Raw genomic sequence first — 20548 nt, forward strand, 5'->3', positions numbered from 1 at the left:
TTTACTGTTTTGCAGCATCAGAAGAAGGGTGCAGAATATTCTCTACTTGTTCTTCCGTTACATCGTAATCATAGAATTCTGAATAATAGTCTGTGATTTCTTTCTTCATATCATAGTCAAATAGTTCAGGATGATTTTTCTGTGCCATCCACTCCAACATAAGCGGTGCATCCCCACTTGGTGGGAACCATCTGTAAATACCCAGAGGGATTTTATAAACATTTCCTGCTTGCACAGCCTTTACCTGACTCCAGTCTTGACCTTCAAATACATTGTTTGTTAGGTCTTCAGGTTGTGTAGTTGAAAAGTTTGTAATGTAAATAATATCGGGATTCCACTTATAAATTTGCTCCATATTCACTTCTTTTGTTCCGGTAACTTCTTCTGCCGTAACGTCGTATGCTCCTGTTGCGTTTAGCCATTGATTACTAAAGAAGTTTTTACCGCCAACCATAATGCTTTTATCGCTGTGTTGGTATAGTATTAATGCTCTTGGCTTATCTTTCTCTTTGATACCATCCAATTTTTCATCCAACTCAGCTTGGACCTTTTTGCCTTTTTTCAAGAACATGTCCGTTCTCTCAGTTGTTCCAGTAATGTCACTCGTCACTTTCAACCAACTGTTAAAAGTCGCTAATGGTTCAGCTGCCGCTACATCAATAGCACTTAAGGCCACCACAGAAACGCCTGCATCCTCTAATTTATCAATAGATTTTTGATTCTGTGAGTTTTCAAAATAAAGCTGCGGATTGATTTTCATTAATTCTTCTACGTTCACTTCACCATTTTTAATAAACGACGTATCCGCTTTTAAAATATCCGGCGACATGTCAGCAAGGATGGAATTCTCCGCCGCATTATAAGCATTCGGATGTAATCCAACAACCTCCTTTGTTGAGTTTGTAGCCACATACCATGTAGAAAAGTATGGAAGAATCCCACCAACCGCAATACGCTCGACTTTACCCGGTACAGTTACGTCACGGCCAAGCTGATCTTGAATGACTTTCTCCTCAGCCGTCGTTTGTTTTTCAGCTGTATCTCCTTTTGTTTCTTCCGCTGTATTGCCGCAGCCTGTAATCAAGGCTGCCACCACAGTTGTTGCCGCTAACATTGTCCATTTTTTCTTCATGATGTTCTCTCCCGTACTTCTTTTCTAAGCCATTTCGCCATCCCATGTAAAAATGGTTTGGATTGATCTATGAATCCTAATCCGATATGAAAGATTGGATCTAGTGTAGTAATAACTAATTCTCCGTTATATGACACGTCATCTGTATAAATAATTGAGCGGCCGTCCGGTGTATCCACTAGTGATTTTGCACCTTCCGGAACTTTGAACGTTCCATGATAATGCCATTTCATATCTGACAGACATACATACTGATACAACGGATGATCTATATTATTAGCTGTTAACGGCAGGTCTCCGTGCTCTTTCACCCACCAACTAAAATTCACTTCTGAATTCTCCCAATATACTCCCGGAAGCCAATTGTCCAGTACTTCGCCGAAAACGACTAATCGTTTTCCTTCCTGAAGGAATTTAATGAAATACGATTGGTATCGTTTTAAAAGTAGTAGCGACATCCGATCATTAACAATTAGCGTGTCATATTGACTTAAGTCATAGGTATGTAGCTGCCGAATTTGGAGCACATCGTCATACATATAAGCGAACTCTTCCATTTGAAAGAAGCGATGATGAAAGCTGTAACCGTTATCTAAAATTGCTACTTTCATTTCTGTTCCTCCTTGTTTGCTTCATATTCTTGACGAATCCAATTTAGCATCTGAGTGCTTAAAACGCGTGAACTATTTTCTTCAATACCGAAACGGTAAAGGTCTGTTCCAGCTCCAGCAACAATCGTGCCACCCGTCGTTTTCCGATCGATATAAATGATCGCTTTCCCATCTTGATCCTCAACAATGACTTCCGAATGTTCAGGAGCCTCTAAGTATCCTCTTGAGAAAAAGCCCCGAACTCCTTTTTTATGATTCAAATCATAAGGATCAATTCCATAGAACATTGGATGCACGGGCTCGGTAAGACGGATTTCACGGTCTCGCAAGGAAACAGGAGAACGCTTCCAATTCTCACAACCAGGTAGCCAAGGAAGGAAATTTTCAGCTTGTGAAAAAATGACGCCACCATCATTTAAATAGTCTTCAAGGATGTTTTTATGATCAAGTAAGAAGGCCTCTTCTACAAAATTCGTGATTAGGATTCCCGCATATGCAGATAAATCAGCGTATGGAATATCATATAATTGCAGAAATACTAACCCTCTTTTGTAGTCAATCTCCTGAAGCCTTGTAAATTGAATATCCGTACTTATATATGCAATAGGTTTCATAACTCACTCACTTTTCTTATATTAATATAATATATTCATTTGGTAATAATTGAAAAATCGCCACTCTTCTAATGTCTATTACTAATTTTATTTTCTTGAAATAGAGTATTTACTATGGGTTCAGTATAGTTGATAATGATTATCAATGTCAATGAATATATTATGAATCTTCAGGAAACATAGTCTCTTTTTGCTTTAATAAATGGCTTGCTTCCCCTTCTGAACTCAAGCAAGGTTCTTATATTAGACACCATCATTACCAAGCTTTCTCCGACTATTAACACTGAACATCATCACTTGTTAAGCTATTATGATGAATATTTTCATAAGTATAAGCTATTAACTTGAAAAGTTTGCCTATAAGAAATATAATGAATAGGTCGTTGAACTTTTTATATGTCCCAGTAGCTCAGTAGGATAGAGCGACAGCCTCCTAAGCTGTAGGTCGTAGGTTCGATTCCTATCTGGGACGCTAATTTTAAAACCCTGTTACAATGCGGTTCTTCTGCGTCGTAACAGGGTTTTTTCTTTTGGTATGGCTCTATCCAAATTTTAGTTATCGATCGTGCAGCCTCTCATGGTTTTACATTTCAAGTGATCTTTCTTTTTGAAATTATCAAAGATATGCAAAAAATCGACTATTTTATGGTAATGTAAAGCAAAAAGGTTAGGGGAATCATTTTATGGAAATGGTAAATTTCATTGAGTTAAAGCATTTTTCAGATGAATATTCCGAAAAACTAAATCATTTTGAACTCCCTGAAGAACAAGGCCTATTTACTACCTTGCCCAACAATTTTACTGAAGTAACAAAAGGACAGCATCGTATCGTCATTTTAAGTGATGATGAACCTGTAGGTTTCTTTTTACTGCATTCAACAGATCGCGTAATTGAATATTCGACTAATCCGAATGCCATGTTGCTGACTGCATTATCAGTTGATCATGCTAAGCAGGGAAAGGGCTATGCAAAACAAGGCATGCTCCTACTGGCCGAGTTTGTTAAATCAGAATTTCCTAATTGTGATGAAATTGTATTAGCTGTTAATCATAAGAACATCCCCGCACAAAAACTATATATAAAGGTTGGATTTCAAGATACCGGTATGAGAAGGGTCGGAATGATTGGCGAACAATACATTATGAAATTGACCATTTAATTCATCTTTACCTTTTTGAATATATATCTGCTGAAAATTAATGGATATACCTTACATCGAATATATAATTACACCTTTTTTTGAAAATAAATGTTTTAACCTGTCCTAGCCGGGTATACAAATACTGTAAGACATTCTCACCAAAGGAGATGATGTGCACGATGAGTACAATCAGAAGCCAATGGAACAAAGAGAATGACGCAGCGGTGTTTAGTCCCGGTGATCAGCGTTAGAGTTAATTGAAAAGTTAGATGATAATCAAGAAGGGAATTACTAGTCTTCTCACCCAAAGGAGGATACAGATTATGAGTATTTACAGCCTATGGAATCCAGAGAATGATGAAGCGATTTTCAGTCCAGGTGATCAGCAGCCATTCAGTACGCTCATACGAGTAGATTCGGATAAACACACACAAAAAATGGACAACACACTTGAATATGAATTACATGGCACCGTACTGAATGAAATTTAGTCGAAGCAGTAATATAAAGAAAAAGGATGGAGCGATTGCTCCATCCTTTTTCTTTTATTTATCGAATTTCAGTTTAGCCAGGGCATCCGCCAGGGCTGTGTTGATCGGTTCTTCTTTATTTTGCTTTTTCATATAATTGGAGACTTCATTTTTCGATACCCGCTGGTTTTTATTTTGCCCTCTCCGTTTATTGTACGAAGAAAGTTTTTCGTGAAAACCGCATTTACAGGTGAATGTTTGTGCTTCTCCTTGACCGCGCATTTCCATCTTTTTGTGACATTGCGGGCATCTGGCATTTGTTACACGTGAAACACCTTTTTTGTGTCCACATTCACGATCCTGACAGACAAGCATTTTCCCCTTTTTACTATTCACTTCAAGCATCAGCTTGCCGCAATCCGGGCATTTCGTTCCTGAAACATTATCATGCTTGAATTTTTGATCACTATTTTTGATTTCATGAACGATATTTTTGGCATAGGTACGCATATCGCCGATGAAAGCTTGTTTTGGCAGCTTTCCTTTTGCGATGGCCGTTAGCTTTTGTTCCCATTGTGCTGTTAATGCCGGAGAACGTAAGTCTTCAGGAGCCAACTCGAGGAGCTGCTTCCCTTTCGACGTAACATGAAGACCCTTCCCTCTCTTTTCAATCAGGAAGCTATTGAACAATTTTTCAATAACGTCAGCCCGGGTCGCAACGGTACCAATCCCGCCTGTTTCTCCCAAAGTCCTGATGAGTTCCTTGCTTTCCCCTGCCATGAAGCGAGCAGGGTTTTCCATTGCTGATAGCAATGATCCTTCATTGAATGGTTCCGGTGGTTTTGTTTCTCCATCTGTTTGTTTCACAGTTAAGATAACTAAATTGTCACCTTTTTGAACGGCAGGAAGCAGTTGCTCAACAAGGCCATCCTTAGCCTCTTCTTCATCGAAGTGATGATCATAGACTTCCTTCCAACCTGATTTCAAGACGACCTTCCCTTTAGCAATGAACGTTTCTTGACCTATCTTAGCGGTGATAGTCGTTTGTTCATATTCAAACGGAGGCATTAATACAGCCAGGAATCTTTTGACAACCAAGTCATAGATCTTCGATTCTTTGTCACTCAGTTTCCCCGGAAGCGGCGTTTGCTCAGTCGGGATGATTGCGTGGTGATCGGAAACCTTGCTATCATCCACAAACGATTTATTGGCCTTGATCGGGCTGCGCAGAATTCTCGAAGCATACTGGGCATACGGCTTGATGCTGACCGCCTGCAATCGTTCTTTTAGCGTATCAACCAAATCCGTTGATAAAAAGCGTGAATCCGTCCTTGGATAAGTCAAGACCTTATGGCTCTCATATAAGCGCTGCATGATCGATAACGTTTCTTTCGCCGAATAGCCGAATTTCTTATTGGCTTCCCGTTGAAGCTCCGTTAAATCATATAAAGAAGGCGCAAAGCTTTTCTTATGGGATTTGTTCACTTCCACCACTTCCGCCTGTTTCCCTTTAACAGCTGTAAGAACCTTTTCTGCCTTCGCTTTATCAAATGTGCGGACATCTTTTGATTGAGCATCCTGCCAAACGAGTCGCAACTTAGACTCTGCTGTTGCCGAAACACCATAATATTTCTTAGGCTGGAATTGTTTGATTTCCTCTTCTCTTTTGGCAATCATCGCAAGCGTTGGCGTTTGAACCCGACCGCAGGATAGCTGGGCATTATGCTTGGTTGTGAGCGCCCGTGTTGCATTCATACCTACGATCCAATCTGCTTCCGCTCTAGCTACCGCAGAGGCGAATAGGTTTTCATACTCTTTTCCCTCTTTGAGCTTTTTAAAGCCATCTTTAATAGCTTTATCCGTTACAGAGGAGATCCAAAGCCGCTTGATGGGCTTCTTCACATTCGCTTTCTCGAGAATCCAGCGTGCAACAAGTTCTCCTTCACGACCTGCATCAGTCGCAATGATGACATCCTTGACATCATTACGGTTCAATTGCGTTTTAACCGATTGAAATTGCTTGCCTGATTGTTTGATCACGACTAATTTTAAGGAAGGAGGCAGCATAGGCAGGTCCTCAAGACGCCACGTTTTATATTTTTCATCATAAGTTTCCGGGTCGGCATGGGTCACCAAATGACCGAGTGCCCAAGTAACGATATACTGATCGCCTTCAAAAAAGCCATTACCCTTTCTTCCGCAATTCAGCACTTTTGCTATATCTCTTCCGACCGATGGTTTCTCGGCCAGTACGACTGTTTTACTCATAATAACATCCTTTCCCTTTTAAACTGCTTCCCTCATTATCTCATATAATTTATGCAGGAGCGATAAAGTACAAAGACATAAGACGCAAAAAACATGATTCCCAATACTGTTTCATGTTCATTATTAAGAAACAATTATTCCTCAGCCACTGTTTGCCTGAAGATTCGTAACCCGTTTTTCGATTGGTCAAGAGTCAGTAGTTATAAGCCAATCTATATAAGTTTTCGAACATGATCCTTTCACTCACTCCGTTTAATAGAGGGCTCATATGTAAATAAGATTAGATAGCAATCTAGTACAGATTTTAGTATGATGAAACGTAGAGATTTTTTCAAATTAATTGGGAGGTTCAATATAAATGAGCTTACTTTCTATAGATAAATTAGCACACAGCTTTGGCGATCGTACCTTATTCAAGGATGTTTCCTTCCGTCTAATGGCTGGCGAGCATGTAGGTCTAGTCGGGGCAAATGGTGTTGGGAAGTCAACAATGATGAATATCATTACAGGACAACTGATTCACGATGAAGGACGGGTTGAGTGGACACCTGGTGTCGAATACGGCTATCTTGATCAACATACGATTCTTTCAAAAGGTAAATCGATTCGCGACGTCTTAAGGGATGCGTACTTACCGTTATTCGAGCAAGAAAAAGCATTGAATGAAGTAACAGAGAAAATGGGGACAGCTACTCCTGAAGAACTTGAAGAACTTTTAGAACAAATGGGTGAAATCCAGGACAAGCTTGAAGCCGGTGGTTTTTACAATCTAGATATTAAAATTGAAGAGGCAGCACGCGGTTTGGGATTAGATGCAATCGGATTGGACCGTGACGTTTCTGCCCTAAGCGGTGGACAACGGACAAAAGTTTTACTTGCCAAGTTACTTTTAGAACAGCCTGAAGTACTGCTCCTTGACGAACCGACGAACTACTTGGATGTGGAGCATATCCGCTGGTTGAGCAGCTACTTAAAGGAATATCCTAATGCATTCTTATTAATTTCACATGATACCGAGTTCATGAACGGGGTCGTCGACGTCATTTTCCATCTTGAATTTTCAAAATTGACTCGTTACACGGCAACTTATGAAAAATTCCTGGAGCTTGCCGAATTGAATAAAAATCAGCACATCAATGCATATGAAAAACAGCGTGAATTCATTAAAAAGCAGGAAGATTTCATTGCAAAAAATAAAGCCCGCTACTCAACGACCGGTCGGGCAAAGAGTCGTCAGAAGCAATTGAACCGCATGGAACGCATCGATCGTCCGGAGACTGCAATGAAACCGACTTTTGACTTCAAAGAATCACGTGCGAGCAGCCGTTATGTATTTGAAGGGGAGGATTTGGAAATTGGCTACGACCGTCCATTGCTTCCAAAGCTATCGATGACCATCGAACGAGGGGAAAAAATTGCCGTAGTCGGCTGTAACGGAGTAGGAAAATCTACGCTGTTAAAAACGATTCTTGGTAAAATTGATCCTCTAAGCGGAAAAAGATCCCTTGGCGATTTCCTTTTCTCTTCTTATTTTGAGCAAGAAGTGAAAGCAGGCAACACGACACCGATCGATGAAGTATGGAATGCATTCCCACATCTCGATCAACCACAGGTACGCGCCATCCTTGCTCGAGTTGGTTTGAAAAACGAGCACATTACACGTCCAATGAGCCACTTAAGTGGTGGTGAACAATCGAAGGTCCGCTTGTGTAAGCTCATGCTTACAGAAAGTAACTGGCTGCTTTTTGATGAACCGACGAACCATTTGGATGTTGTCGCGAAAGAAGAACTAAAACGTGCATTAAAAGAGTATAAGGGAACGATTATCCTTGTCTGTCATGAACCTGATTTCTATGAAGATTGGATTACCAAAGTATGGGATGTAGAAGAATGGTCGAACCAAAATTAATTTTTTTTAGAGGGTGCCCGCTTGAGAAGGGGCACCTTCTTTGTATGTCAAAAAAAAGACTGAAATGGTTATAAAATCCCCTTTCAGTCAGCATCACTTTTTATTATTTATTTTTGTTCATGTTTTGTTTCGCCAATTCGGATCCTAGAAACTTCGCTAATTCAAGCATGCCATATTGGCCTGCTGCTTCCTCAGCGTCATTGTTATAATTCGTATTGGTATTGATGTCATAAGTATAGATTTCACCATCGCTGTTACGAATGAATTCAATTCCTGCAATCGAAATTTCATTTGCTTGTAAAAACGCTTCATATTTTTCAATAATCGGATCATGAAAATCTTGCACAATTTGAAATTTTGGTTTTTCTACTACCTCTTCACCGATCGGGCAGAACAAGTCACCAATTTGGCAGGCATCTGCCGGACAAAGCTCGAAACCTTCGGATGTATCAACCTCTACCGCATACATAAACTTGCCACCCACGAATTCACAACGGGTGATGAATGGCTCCGGTGCTTTTATGTATTCCTGAATTAATGTAATCCCATCAACTGGCTCATCGAATTCTGGACCTTCCACATAATGTTTCAATGCTTCTACTGAGTGAAATAATTGAACACCGAGTCCCTTACCTGCACGGTTATGTTTCGTGATAAACGAAGCGGCATTTAATTTCTCTGCTGCTTTCATGATATTTTCCTTGCCTACAGCTGCGATCGTTTGCGGAGTCTTAATTCCAGCCTTTGTCAGTGCCGTATATTGATTGACTTTGCTGACCTCCAAACGAAGCGCTCGTGTCCCATTGAAGACTGTACGATTATGCTGTTCAAGCCACGCTAGCACAGATTCTGTCATTTCAGGAGCAAATCGGTGCCCACGAGTATGTGAGCTTGCACTCATACGGCTATAAAAAACGCCCTCTGGCGGTTCCTCTGTTAAATCCACCACACCCTGATCAAGATGCCATTCTTCATAGGGAAGTTCTAACTCATTCATTCTTTTGGTTAAATGGGCAGTCCATTCCTCATTTTCATGAATGATATAAATTTTACTCATAAAAGGTTCCTCCTGATTGTTTAAAATTTAATGTTTTTATCTGAGGGCATAGAGACATTAATACAAACATCCTTTTTATATGCATAACACTTTTAACTGCATCCTTACACTCGTTCCGCTACCAAGGTATATGTTTTCGGAAGACCGATATCGTGGATCTTATGGTTTGGTTCTTCCTCAAGCACCTTGATTGCAAGCCCTGATTGACCTACTGCCGTTATAAGTTCTCCTATTGTCCATTTACGCTGAACCACTTTTGAAAGGCTCTCTTTTTCTTCATCCGGCATATGCTTGGAAAAAGCGACCTCGTTGTTTTCAATTGCTGGAGCAAAATAGTTGCCTGCCACCTTATGCTTTTTACCATTAGAGGTAATGAGTTTTGTTGAAATCGGGTGGAATTCATGTAAAATGAATCGTCCACCTGGCTTTAAAATCATTTTAATTTTTTCGAATAATGGTTGAAGATCAATTAGGTAGTGAAGCACACCCAGCTCCATTAAAACCAAATCCTGTTTCTCAGATACATGTTCTGATGATAATGACAGCACATCAGAGATGATATACTCAATCGAAACATCGGCCTCTTTTGCCAATTCATTTGCAAAAGTCGCGTTTTCCTGAGAAAAATCAACTACCTTGACATTGGCCCCTATGATGGCCATGGCAACCGCTTTAACGCCATTTGACCCCATTAAATGAGTGATTTTTTTGCCTGTTACATCTCCCATATATTTATAAAATGGATGCAGTCTCCATTTGGGATTTTGTCTGATTTTAGATGCCAGTTCTTTGGGTTTTCCGTAACGATTGACAAGCGCTAAATAATTATTCTGGTTCCATGCCTGTTCATTTTCAGCTGTGAAGCCCTGCTGCTCGGCAGATAAGTAGGCATGAATTTCAGCACTGTACTTCTTCATTTCCTCGTCGTATAAATAACTGTACAATGACCGGCACCAAATCTCCATTTCTCCAATCTTTATAGACAATCGATAAGGATCTGTTTTAATAGTCATGTTAAACAAACAGCGAACTGTGACTGTAACCCCATCAATCTCCAATAGAAAAGAAGAACTCTCAGGATTTTTTTCAGGCTGCGTAGGGGCGAATTTGGAAAACAGCTCAAAAACCTCATTAAAGACATCCCATTGCACATCAATGGTGATGTTCTTATACTCATCAACCTCCACTCCTTGCACAAACAGAGCAGATTGACCTGTATATTGATAAGGAACGTTAGATTTATCCAACATTTTCCCAATTAACGTAATTGTATGAAAATAACTTGCTTTCATATTAACCTCCCAATCATTAAAAGAAAGTAACAATTATTCTTCTATAGCAAATTTCAAACCAGTGCTCGTTATAGCAATCAGCTTTTCATCCTGACGATCAATGCCATAAACGAGTAAAGTAACAAGCATATATATTGCTCTGAACCGGGCCAAGCACTCCATCTCTTTATCGATGTCACCATAAATCCCAAAAAATACTTGGCGTGCTTCTTTTGGAAAATAGCTGTATAAAAAGGAAAAATCAATAGCTGGGTTTCCGATATGAACATCTCCCCAATCAATAATTCCAGCGAGAACACCTTTTTTATCGAGTAAAACGTTCCGGATATGAATGTCTCCATGAACGAGTGAGATTGGATGATGAACATTCAATGGTTTGAGTTTTTCAAAAAAATCCTTAACGGCATACGCCTGCTCAGAGTAACCTAGTTTTAATAGAGTTGAGACATTTTCCATTAGCATTTTCTGGCGAAAGGATATATCGAGCCTCATCATTCCATCAGGCTTTACACCTAATCGCTTCGCTTTTTCAACAGGAAAACTATGAAGTTCTTTTAAAAAATGGGCAAATCTTTTTGCCGATATAATCTTATTTTCAACTGATTCTTCCACAGGCAAGTATCCCTTTACCATTTTATAACCTGTAAAGGGATATGGATAAATGCTACTTGGTTTTCCAAAAAAAATCGGCTCAGGTATAGCAAGTGGAAAGTTACCTGCTATCGAGGGCAGAAGTTGATTTTCCACTTGGATTAACGTAACTGCAATAGGGCGTCGAGGGAAACGGAATACATATTGCTCATTAATTTGAATGACCGTGTTATCAAACCCCTCCCCAAGTTGGTTTATCTCTTTCAACTCAATTTCTGGAAACTGCAGCCTGATTAATTTCTCTGCTAGCTCTAAGGAAACTGGATATTCCGCCAACCAAGGCTTTTCCACTTCCATCGCCTCCTTTTACCGGTTTCTTCCTCTATTTGAAAAGCCCCCAGACCCGCCTCTCCTATTACTTGGCCCTTGGGTATTTCCCCCTTTTGCTCCCCGGCTGTCTCCTTGGCGGTCACCACGGGTATTATCACGCTTCTGTCCACGGCTGTCTTCTGGGCGTCCTCCCCTTGAATTCTCACGTTTCGGCCCGCGACTGTTTTCCGTACGACCTCCACTTGGATTCTCACGTTTCGGTCCACGACTATTTTCCGTACGACCTCCGCGTGGTTTCTCTAGCTCTAATTCACGGTTGTCTGCTTGATTAGCAGAACGGTGACTTCCTCGATTAGGCCCTCTTGTATCTATACGCTCTCTGTGGCGGCGACCTCCTCCTGTACGTGGGCGACGAGTTCCCTCTTCTGAAGATTCTTCATAACGCTTCTTTTTATGACCCGTCTCATCAGGTTGGAACATTTTGACGCCTTCAATTGTTCTTCGTTCAATTTTCATTGAAATTCCTTTTTCGATATCACTTAACAGCTGCAAATCCTTAGTGGCAATAAAGGTTACGGCTAGACCATTCTCACCCGCTCGTCCTGTACGACCAATTCGGTGGATATAACTTTCCGCATCCTCAGGGACATCATAGTTAAATACATGGGTCACTCCTTCTACATCCAGCCCCCGCGCCGCAACGTCCGTTGCCACTAAATATTGGAGCTTTGCATCTCTGAAGTTTTTCATAACACGTTCTCGTTTAGCCTGTGAAAGGTCCCCATGAAGTTCCTCAGAATTAAAACCAGCGGATTTTAGAGCATCATTCAAGACTGAAACACGGCGTTTAGTGCGGCAAAAAATAATGGCTAGGTAAGGCTGTTCTTCTTTTATTATGGTAATTAATGAAGACTGTTTGGCACGATCTGTCGTCTCGATAACAAGTTGACGGATTTGCTCGACTGTAACTTGATCAGCCTTTACTGCCGCAGTTAATGGTTTATTCATGTAGCGTTTAGCTAGCTGATGAACTTGTTCAGGCATTGTGGCAGAAAAGAGCAATGTCTGCCGTTCTTCTGGAAGCTGCCCCATAATCTCTTCTACTTCCGGTAAAAAGCCAATATGAAGCATTTGGTCAGCTTCATCCAGAACGAGTGTCTGTGTTTGCGATAAATCAATGGTGCCTCTTCGTAAATGATCTAAAAGCCGCCCTGGCGTGGCAACCACGACAGAAATATTTCGTGTCAACTTTTTCATTTGCTGTTCGACATCCTGTCCACCATATACAGCAAGCACCTGCAGCTCCTCAATTTCATTAGCAAACTTTTTCAGTTCCGCTGTGATTTGCAAAGCTAATTCCCTAGTTGGTGTAACAATTAACGATTGGATGTGGGATGCTGTCGGATCTACTTTTTCTAAAATCGGCAACAAAAACGCCAAGGTCTTCCCAGTCCCTGTCTGTGCCTTCGCGATGACGTCCCTTCCCGCAAGAATATCTGGTATGGATTTCTCCTGGATAGGTGTCGGGTTAGAAATTCCTATTTGTTTTAATATCGCGTTAATCGCCGGGCTAACGCCCAAGTCGATGAAATTTGTCATATATAAACCTACTCTCTAAATTTGTCATTCCCTTGTTTTTCCCATTAAAAAACTTGTAAATCGTCTTAAGGAACGTTGCGGAGTTATACTCTAAGGGAAACTTCCTTAATCTAAGCTATTTGTTAGTATATCATTATCTAATTTCGAGAAAACCTGTCACTGTAAATTTTACACGCTATTGTACTTTAGTTGTTTTTCTAATATAATTTATAAGATTTTATTATCAAATAAATTATACTACCGAGCTACTTACTTGAAAAAAGGGTAAGCACCTCCTCCTTGTAATGATTAGTACAAGGATTTTTTGTATATAAAAAGAGGAGTAACCGCATGTTTAAATTAAAAGAACGGAATTCAAATATTAAGACGGAAGTACTTGCGGGGCTTACAACCTTTTTAACATTAGCTTATATCATAGTTGTAAACCCAATGATTCTTTCTGATGCCGGGGTCCCCTTTGACCAGGCCTTCACAGCAACCATCATCGCAATCATAGTAGGTACTCTTTGCATGGCTCTTTTAGCCAATTATCCAATTGTCATAGCACCTGCGATGGGGTTGAATGCCTATTTTGCGTACTCAGTGCTAGGCACTCATAATATCTCATATACAGTTGCCTTTTCGGCAGTCTTTGTTACAGGGATTATTTTTATCTTTTTATCACTTACCTCTTTCCGATCAAGATTGATTGAAGCCATCCCCAATAATTTGAAGCACGCAATCAGTGCTGGAATTGGACTTTTCATCACCTTTATTGGACTTCGTTTGTCAGGCGTTGTTACAAGTCATGAATCCAATCTAGTTACCCTTGGAAGTTTTAGAGACCCTAGTGTGGCACTTACGTTAATTGGTTTGGTTATAACGATTGTGTTAATTGTACGTAATGTGCAGGGAGCAATATTCATTGGAATGATCGTCACAGCCATTATCGCCTTCTTTACTGGACAGTTAAAAATTGATGGCTTTGTTTCGACACCGTCATTACCTGAGGGAATAATCGTCGCTAATCCAATCACATCTATTGCAGATGTCATTAACTACGGGCTATATGGAGTTGTCTTCTCAATCTTACTTGTCATGCTATTTGATACAACCGGAGCGTTACTTGGAATTGTACGTCAAGCTGGATTGTTGAAAAATGGGAAGCTTGAGAAATCTGGGAGTGCCTTCTTTGCAGACTCCATTGGTACAACTGTTGGTGCCATGTTCGGTACAAGCCCTACCGCTGCCTCAGTTGAGTCTTCTGCTGGCGTAGGTGCAGGCGGTAAAACAGGATTAACAGCTCTTGTCGTAGCTATTCTTTTCTTAATAACCGCCTTCTTCAGCCCCCTTATCGGAGCTGTCTCAAATGTAGCGGCAATCACCGCACCAAGCCTGATTATTGTAGGAAGTATGATGATTAAAAGCATTAACGAGATTGACTGGACGCATTTTGATGAATCTTTCCCAGCCTTTTTGGTCATTGTCGCAATGCCGTTAACATCAAGTATCGCCAATGGGATAGCACTTGGATTCATCACTTATCCTATTTTAAAAATGGCTAGAGGAAAGTTCCGAGAAGTGCATCCGTTAGTGTACATGTTTGCAATTCTTTTCCTCTATCAATTAATTTTCCTAGCTTAATTCATTCAAGAGGGGGCCCTGAGGTCCTTCTTTTTTTGAAAGTCCCCGTTAATAAAAAAGAAGGATATCCAACATGTTGTCAGATACCCTTCTACATACTTATTGATTCATTTGATCAAGAAAATCACCAAGAAGATCATCAAGGTTTTCCTCTTCAGGTTCTGGTTCCTCCACTTGTTGTGTGGTTTCATCCAAACTCCAATCAAAGTCATCCAAATCTTTCTTAGATATTTCCTTCTGCACCACTTCAGTATCCTGTTCCTGTTCTTCGGGCCCATCCTGCAAATAAATCTCCTCATTAATTACATTACTGTTCAATGAGGCTAGCAAGGCAGTCGCGCGTAAAGGATCGGATAAAAGATGGTACATAATCGTTCCAAGCATAGCTTCTGAGTGGGAATGCTTGAGCCAGTCACGCTGAGATTTGCTAAGCTTGTTCGGCATGGGTAGAGCAATCATTTCCCGTTCCTGATGGGTGGATTGTCCGATTCCATCGAGAACATACTCGGCAATTTTACTGGAAAAATTCCTTCTTTCTGTTTCCTTCAATTTCTGCAGCTGTCTTAACGTATAATCTGATACATCTGAAGGGATACGAAAAGTGATGGCTTGTCCTCTTTTGATTTCAGAAGAAGCTGTTTTTTTCATTCTCTCACCTATTTAACAGCACCTGATCTATGTTCTTTCTTCTTTTGCTGGGATTGATGTTGTTCCTTTGAATTCCGGCGATTAAAATCCGAAATCAATTTATAATAGGCGTTGGCCATCATCCAAACGCTTTCCCGTTCATCTTCAAAAAAGTCTATATTGTAGCCATCAAAATTTTGATTTAGCGTTTTCAGATAATCTTTCAAGACAATCGATCCTCCGCCGACAAAATAGCAGATTTCCGTTTGCGAGTTTTTCTGCCATACGTTACGTAGGTGACGGTATTGCTTTTTCGCAAGTTCTCCTAAAATCCGGTCGATGATATCATGGACGCTTGTCCGGCTTCCGCGAACCATAATATGATTACGGTCGTTTTTCTTCGTGATGATTTCAACGACATCGCGTCTGCTATCCAACTCGACACCGTGTTTTTTTCTGATTTCTTCACGAATAGATTCAAGAGCCTCAGCTACTCCAAGATTGAATCCTTGCGCCTTATCATCGTCAACTTTACGGTTTTTAATGACCGCGATATCTGTCGATAGTCCGCCAATATCTTGAATGAGAATTCTTCTGTCTATTAATTCACGGTTAATGATATTCAAATCATTGTCCATGACTAAATTAATGTATGCGGCGAAGCCCTCTGGATAGACTTTCACTTCATCAAATTTGATATTAACCTTCATACCTTGGTATTTGGGTGTAATTAAAAATTCTACTTGGTGAACGGAACCCAGTAACTTCGAACGGTATCCAACATCTTTCCCTTCCTTAACTTCCCGAAGAGGTAGACCTGTGCCCAGCGTATAATTCGCTTCGACAACGTTATTTACTTTTTTGAACTTATCATTATTCCCTTGCTTGGCAGCATCCAATGCAAGAGCCGCAAAAAGCATTACTAATGTTTGGTCTTCCTCTGATTTACTGCTCCCCAAATCTAGTTCTGCTGGGTTATCACTTTTTGTCGCTAAATTTCCCACACGATAAATGGCATTATTGTCTTGCAGGGCAGGTGAATGGACTCTAATATGTATCCCTTCTAATGGGTTTTTTTCATCGAGTTCTTCGATTCCTATGACCGGCCGATCTTCAATGTCTTTTGCAATGACATTTGGTATATATAATTCAGACTCTAGCTTTCCAAAAATAGCTTTAATTGCATCATTTCCTACGTCTACTGCTGCGATTCTAGAACTCATCTAAAAACATCCCCTTTTATAAAAAAATTTAGGTGGAGCACTCTATTAAGCATAGAAAAGGTTTCTATAATAGTCAATCCATCATAAGTTGTAGCTTTATTTGTCGAATTGTATTCATTTTTGTGTACATTAGGAACAAATATGTACACACGTTATATATAACCATGTGTACTCATTTGTAAACCTGTTTACTTTTTCGTGTACAAACCATCTACTTTTGTTTACTTGCATACATAATTGTAAACAAATAAAATAACTAACTTTTAAAAATCTTCTTCTTATAAAAGCTAGCGTATATATAAAAGAAAATTTTGGGAGCGGTAATAAATGGAGATATTAAAAATGACCGAAAAAAATACAGAACTCCCCCAATATCCGGAGCCATATTGGCGCAGTACTTTATCTTTCCTTCGTTTTCTAAGCTAGAAACGGATATAACAGCTGATGTCTTAATTGTTGCTGAAGGAATTTCTGGTATCACCTCAGCCTATCTATTAGCCAAGCAAGGTGTGAAAGCCACACTCATTGAGGCAGGCGAAATACTTAATAGAACAACTGGCCAGACAATCGCAAAAATCACGGCCCATCATGGCTTGATTTACGACCAGTTGATTACTGACCACGGTGAGGAAAAGGCTAGACTATGAAGCCAACACTGAAGGAATGGGGCTTATCAAAGGATTGATAGAAGAACATTCTATTGAATGTACAAGATGTTTAGTTTACGCAAATACTAATGTTTGGTCTCCCTCTGATTTACTGCTCCCCAAGTCTAGTTCTGTTGGGTTATCACTTTTTGTCGCTAAATTCCCACACGATAAATGGCATTATTGTCTTTTAGTGCTGATGAATGGACTCTAATATGTATCCCTTCCAATGTTTTTTGCAATGACATTTGGTATATATAGTTCACAGACTCTAGCTTTCCAAAAATAGCTTTAATTGCATCATTTCCTACGTCTGCTGCTGCGATTCTAGAACTCATCTAAAAACATCTTCTTTTTCATAAAAAATTTAGGTGGAGCACTCTATTAAGCATAGAAAAGGTGTTTCTATACTAGTCAATCCTTCATAAATTGTAGCCTTATTTGTCGAATTGTATACATTTTCGTATACATCAGTAACAAATATGTACACACCATATATATAGCCATGTGTACTCATTTGTAAACATGTTTACTTATTTGTGTACAAACCATCTACTTTTGTTTACATGTATACAATATTGTAAACAAGCACAAAAACTAACTTTTAATAGTCTTCTTCTTATAAAAATAAGCGTAAAAAAAGAGAATTTGGGCATGGTAATAAATGGACAAACCACTAATGAAACGTATGGAGGTATTCAAATGACCAAAAAAAATACAGAACTTCCTCAATATCCGGAGCCATACTGGCGCAGTACTTTATCCTTTCCTTCGTTTTCTAAGCTAGAAACAGATATAACAACTGATGTCTTAATTGTTGGTGGAGGAATTACGGGTATCACTTCAGCTTATCTATTAGCCAAGCAAGGTGTGAAAGTCACACTCATTGAGGCAAGCGAGATACTTAATGGAACAACTGGCCATACAACCGCAAAAATCACGGCCCAGCACGGCTTGATTTACAACCAGTTGATTACTGATCACGGTGAGGAGAAGGCCAGACTTTACTATCAGGCCAACACTGAAGGAATGGAGCTTATCAAAGGATTGATAGAAGAACATTCTATTGAATGCAATTTGAATGTTCAAGATGCTTATGTATACGCAAATACCGATGAATATAAAAGTAAAATCCAAGAGGAACTAAAGGCCTATCAAAAACTTGGCATTCGAGGGGATTATGCAGAAAAGATCCCTTTCTCTATTCCATGTAAAGCTGCTGTGATTATGAAGGACCAAGCCCAGTTTCATCCATTAAAATATTTAACAGCCCTCATCCCCCCTATTCTGGAAGCTGGAGGGAATATCTATGAACGTACAACGGCTATGAAAATTGAAGACGGCAAGCCACCAACCGTTATAACTGAAACGGGGCATACAATCAAAAGCAACCATATAATAGTTGCCTCTCACTTCCCATTTAATGATGAAATGGGATTATACTTTGCTCGTACTCATATAAAAAGATCCTATGTTCTTGGAATTAAGACCGAACAGGAATACCCCGGTGGTATGTATTACAGCGCTGACAACCCTACCCGTTCCCTTCGTTATACAGAGGACAATGGGGAAAAACTTATACTTGTAGGCGGGGAAGGCCATAAAACCGGTCAGGGTATCTCGACAATTGAACATTATGAAGCCTTACAGGACTTTAGTTCCCAATATTTCAATGTAAAAGATATTCCTTATCGCTGGTCAGCACAAGATATTGTGACACCAGATAATCTGCCATTCGTCGGCCCAGTAACATCTAATCATCCAAACGTTCTCATTGCAACCGGCTATGCGAAATGGGGTATGACGAATGGATCAATTGCTGCAAAAATCTTAACTGATCATATTCTGCAAAAGGACAACCGATATGCAGATCTATATAATCCAGCCCGTATAAAAGGAATGAAAAATATAGTCGAAGACAACGCTGATGTAGCGAAGCATTTGATTAAAAGTAAATTGGCAGTTATTCATAAAACGCCAGAAGATTTAGGGATAGATGAAGGTGCCATCGTCAAGGTAAATGGAGATAAAGCCGGGTGTTACCGAGATCATGAAGGCCAGCTTCATATTGTAGATTCCACATGCACTCATATGGGTTGTGAGGTGGCGTGGAATAGCGGCGATCGCACCTGGGACTGTCCATGTCATGCTTCTCGTTACTCTATCACTGGTGAAGTATTAAATGGCCCTGCTGTCGAGCCGCTTAAAAAGATTAAATAGAGCTTTGCGAGATTGTTATCTAAAAGTCGACTAGGTCTGCTGTTTTCCTTATACTGAAGTTACTGCACTATCAAAGGTTGCAAATAACTCTAAAAAGGACTGAATTAAACATGAACGGTCAAAATCGAAAAGATATTACTCCAGGTACCTCTGTGGACATTGTTCTTAAAGCAGATCAACGCAGCGGAAAGCTAACACGTGGAACAGTAAAAGATATTTTAACCAACTCCAGCAGCCACCCGCATGGAATTAAAGTAAGATTGACAGATGGCCAGGTTGGCAGGGTTCAAGTCATTCATAAATAAAACGCACTCGGTTTTAGGCCGAGTGTTTTTTTGTATCTTTTTTTAAGCTAAAACAGATTAAAAAACATTCTGTTAGACATCCCTTTTTTCTTTAAATGTGCCGAAAGAATTAATAGCAGCCGGGATATTTCATATTTCAATCATGTTTCCCCCTAATACTTCGTACAATAGGGTTGAGATTATCTCTTTAAAAAGGTTGGTGTCAAAATGAATCAAGAATTTATTGTTCCTGACCGGGATTATCAACATAGCAGGAATCATACTTTGAAAGTTTCCGGTTCAGAAACGCTCCAGGCTGCTCCTGACCAAGCCGTAATCACCCTTGGAGTTATATCCGAGGATGTGGACCCTCAGGTAGCTCAGCAGGCCAATTCTCAAGTAATAGCGAAAGTCATTGCATCTCTTAGATCCATTGGCATTCCAGAAGAGCAATTAAAAACAAGTGATTACAGAATTGATCCACAATATGATTATATCGAAGGAAAAGAATTGTTTAAAAACTATAAAGTCCAGCACATTATCCAGGCCAAAACGACTGACATTGAAAAAATAGGCAGCATAATCGACACAGCAGTCAGAAGTGGTGCCAATTCCATTACAAGCATTCGCTTTTCCTTATCCAATCCAGAAGCTTACTATAACCAGGCACTTTCGCTTGCTTTAAAAAATGCATACGAAAAGGCCCTTTCCATGGCTCGAACGTTAGGAATCTCATTGAATCCAGTCCCTAATCAGGTTGAGGAACTCTCAGAAACTTCGCCACCCGCCCTTTTCCAAACCAGTTCCTATACAAAAATGGCCTCTACCCCTATTCAGCCTGGAGAATTAAACATCACGGCCTCAGTAAGGGTAGAATATACGTATTAATCATTACTTATTCAATACAAA

The 20548-nt window shown here is 40.0% G+C and carries 18 protein-coding genes, 1 tRNA gene and 1 pseudogene; 9 read left to right on the forward strand and 11 right to left on the reverse strand.

Annotated features, from left to right (window positions below):
• Position 1: 1 nt before the first annotated feature.
• From JFV29_RS27480 to JFV29_RS27490, 3 genes are read right to left on the reverse strand one after another with little or no spacing between them, the layout of a single operon-like run.
• Positions 2-1132: an ABC transporter substrate-binding protein gene (locus tag JFV29_RS27480; protein ID WP_201187584.1), complete on the reverse strand. Its 1131-nt coding sequence runs from the start codon at positions 1130-1132 to the stop codon at positions 2-4.
• On the reverse strand, positions 1129-1743 hold the full coding sequence (locus tag JFV29_RS27485) for a hypothetical protein (protein ID WP_201187586.1): 615 nt from the start codon (positions 1741-1743) through the stop codon (positions 1129-1131). The genes JFV29_RS27480 and JFV29_RS27485 overlap by 4 nt, the downstream gene beginning before the upstream one ends.
• Positions 1740-2357, reverse strand: a complete 618-nt coding sequence (locus JFV29_RS27490) for a hypothetical protein (RefSeq protein WP_201187588.1) — start codon at positions 2355-2357, stop codon at positions 1740-1742. The genes JFV29_RS27485 and JFV29_RS27490 overlap by 4 nt, the downstream gene beginning before the upstream one ends.
• Before the next feature lie 398 nt (positions 2358-2755).
• On the opposite strand from JFV29_RS27490, the gene JFV29_RS27495 reads away from it, so the two are divergent.
• The 3 genes from JFV29_RS27495 (at position 2756) to JFV29_RS27505 (ending at position 3990) form a co-directional block, all read left to right on the forward strand.
• Positions 2756-2829, forward strand: a tRNA-Arg gene (locus JFV29_RS27495).
• A 211-nt stretch (positions 2830-3040) separates the two neighbouring features.
• On the forward strand, positions 3041-3517 hold the full coding sequence (locus JFV29_RS27500; protein WP_201187590.1) for a GNAT family N-acetyltransferase: 477 nt from the start codon (positions 3041-3043) through the stop codon (positions 3515-3517).
• Between the two features lie 305 nt (positions 3518-3822).
• Positions 3823-3990, forward strand: a complete 168-nt coding sequence (locus JFV29_RS27505) for a hypothetical protein (RefSeq protein ID WP_201187592.1) — start codon at positions 3823-3825, stop codon at positions 3988-3990.
• A 54-nt stretch (positions 3991-4044) separates the two neighbouring features.
• Here JFV29_RS27505 and JFV29_RS27510 read toward each other — a convergent pair whose 3' ends face one another.
• Positions 4045-6237 (reverse strand): DNA topoisomerase III, encoded by a 2193-nt coding sequence (locus tag JFV29_RS27510; RefSeq protein ID WP_201187616.1) that lies wholly within the window; start codon positions 6235-6237, stop codon positions 4045-4047.
• A gap of 358 nt (positions 6238-6595) precedes the next feature.
• Between JFV29_RS27510 and JFV29_RS27515 the strand changes: the two genes are divergently transcribed.
• A complete protein-coding gene (locus tag JFV29_RS27515; RefSeq protein WP_201187617.1) occupies positions 6596-8146 on the forward strand; it encodes an ABC-F family ATP-binding cassette domain-containing protein in 1551 nt (516 codons plus the stop codon).
• Between the two features lie 103 nt (positions 8147-8249).
• Here the strand turns inward: JFV29_RS27515 and JFV29_RS27520 are convergent, their stop codons facing one another.
• The 4 genes from JFV29_RS27520 to JFV29_RS27535 form a co-directional block, all read right to left on the reverse strand.
• A complete protein-coding gene (locus JFV29_RS27520; RefSeq protein WP_201187619.1) occupies positions 8250-9203 on the reverse strand; it encodes an ATP-grasp domain-containing protein in 954 nt (317 codons plus the stop codon).
• A 104-nt stretch (positions 9204-9307) separates the two neighbouring features.
• A complete protein-coding gene (locus JFV29_RS27525) occupies positions 9308-10495 on the reverse strand; it encodes a class I SAM-dependent methyltransferase (protein ID WP_242486958.1) in 1188 nt (395 codons plus the stop codon).
• 33 nt (positions 10496-10528) lie between these two features.
• The gene (locus tag JFV29_RS27530) at positions 10529-11437 is read right to left on the reverse strand and encodes a phosphotransferase (RefSeq protein ID WP_201187621.1); all 909 of its coding nucleotides are present in this window, start codon (positions 11435-11437) and stop codon (positions 10529-10531) included.
• Between the two features lie 15 nt (positions 11438-11452).
• On the reverse strand, positions 11453-13015 hold the full coding sequence (locus JFV29_RS27535; RefSeq protein ID WP_201187624.1) for a DEAD/DEAH box helicase: 1563 nt from the start codon (positions 13013-13015) through the stop codon (positions 11453-11455).
• Positions 13016-13345: 330 nt separating this feature from the next.
• On the opposite strand from JFV29_RS27535, the gene JFV29_RS27540 reads away from it, so the two are divergent.
• Positions 13346-14638: an NCS2 family permease gene (locus JFV29_RS27540; protein WP_201187626.1), complete on the forward strand. Its 1293-nt coding sequence runs from the start codon at positions 13346-13348 to the stop codon at positions 14636-14638.
• A gap of 99 nt (positions 14639-14737) precedes the next feature.
• Here JFV29_RS27540 and JFV29_RS27545 read toward each other — a convergent pair whose 3' ends face one another.
• Both JFV29_RS27545 and JFV29_RS27550 read right to left on the reverse strand, forming a co-directional pair.
• The gene (locus JFV29_RS27545; RefSeq protein ID WP_201187628.1) at positions 14738-15286 is read right to left on the reverse strand and encodes a hypothetical protein; all 549 of its coding nucleotides are present in this window, start codon (positions 15284-15286) and stop codon (positions 14738-14740) included.
• Between the two features lie 8 nt (positions 15287-15294).
• Positions 15295-16488, reverse strand: a complete 1194-nt coding sequence (locus tag JFV29_RS27550; RefSeq protein WP_201187630.1) for a ParM/StbA family protein — start codon at positions 16486-16488, stop codon at positions 15295-15297.
• Between the two features lie 311 nt (positions 16489-16799).
• Between JFV29_RS27550 and JFV29_RS27555 the strand changes: the two genes are divergently transcribed.
• Positions 16800-17135, forward strand: coding sequence for an FAD-binding oxidoreductase (locus tag JFV29_RS27555; RefSeq protein ID WP_201187631.1), 336 nt, complete (start codon positions 16800-16802; stop codon positions 17133-17135).
• Between the two features lie 84 nt (positions 17136-17219).
• Here JFV29_RS27555 and JFV29_RS27560 read toward each other — a convergent pair.
• A pseudogene (locus JFV29_RS27560) lies at positions 17220-17473 on the reverse strand (ParM/StbA family protein); the annotation flags it as partial.
• Positions 17474-17837: 364 nt separating this feature from the next.
• Here JFV29_RS27560 and JFV29_RS27565 point away from each other — a divergent pair.
• The 3 genes from JFV29_RS27565 to JFV29_RS27575 all read left to right on the forward strand — a co-directional run bounded on the left by JFV29_RS27565 (position 17838) and on the right by JFV29_RS27575 (position 20527).
• Positions 17838-19355, forward strand: a complete 1518-nt coding sequence (locus JFV29_RS27565; protein ID WP_201187633.1) for an FAD-dependent oxidoreductase — start codon at positions 17838-17840, stop codon at positions 19353-19355.
• Between the two features lie 110 nt (positions 19356-19465).
• Positions 19466-19660 (forward strand): YwbE family protein, encoded by a 195-nt coding sequence (locus tag JFV29_RS27570; protein ID WP_053348380.1) that lies wholly within the window; start codon positions 19466-19468, stop codon positions 19658-19660.
• 207 nt (positions 19661-19867) lie between these two features.
• Entirely contained in the window at positions 19868-20527 is a 660-nt protein-coding gene (locus tag JFV29_RS27575; RefSeq protein ID WP_201187636.1) for an SIMPL domain-containing protein, read from the forward strand.
• Positions 20528-20548: the final 21 nt, after the last annotated feature.

The organism is Peribacillus sp. TH16, from assembly GCF_016651095.1.
Taxonomy (GTDB): domain Bacteria; phylum Bacillota; class Bacilli; order Bacillales; family DSM-1321; genus Peribacillus; species Peribacillus butanolivorans.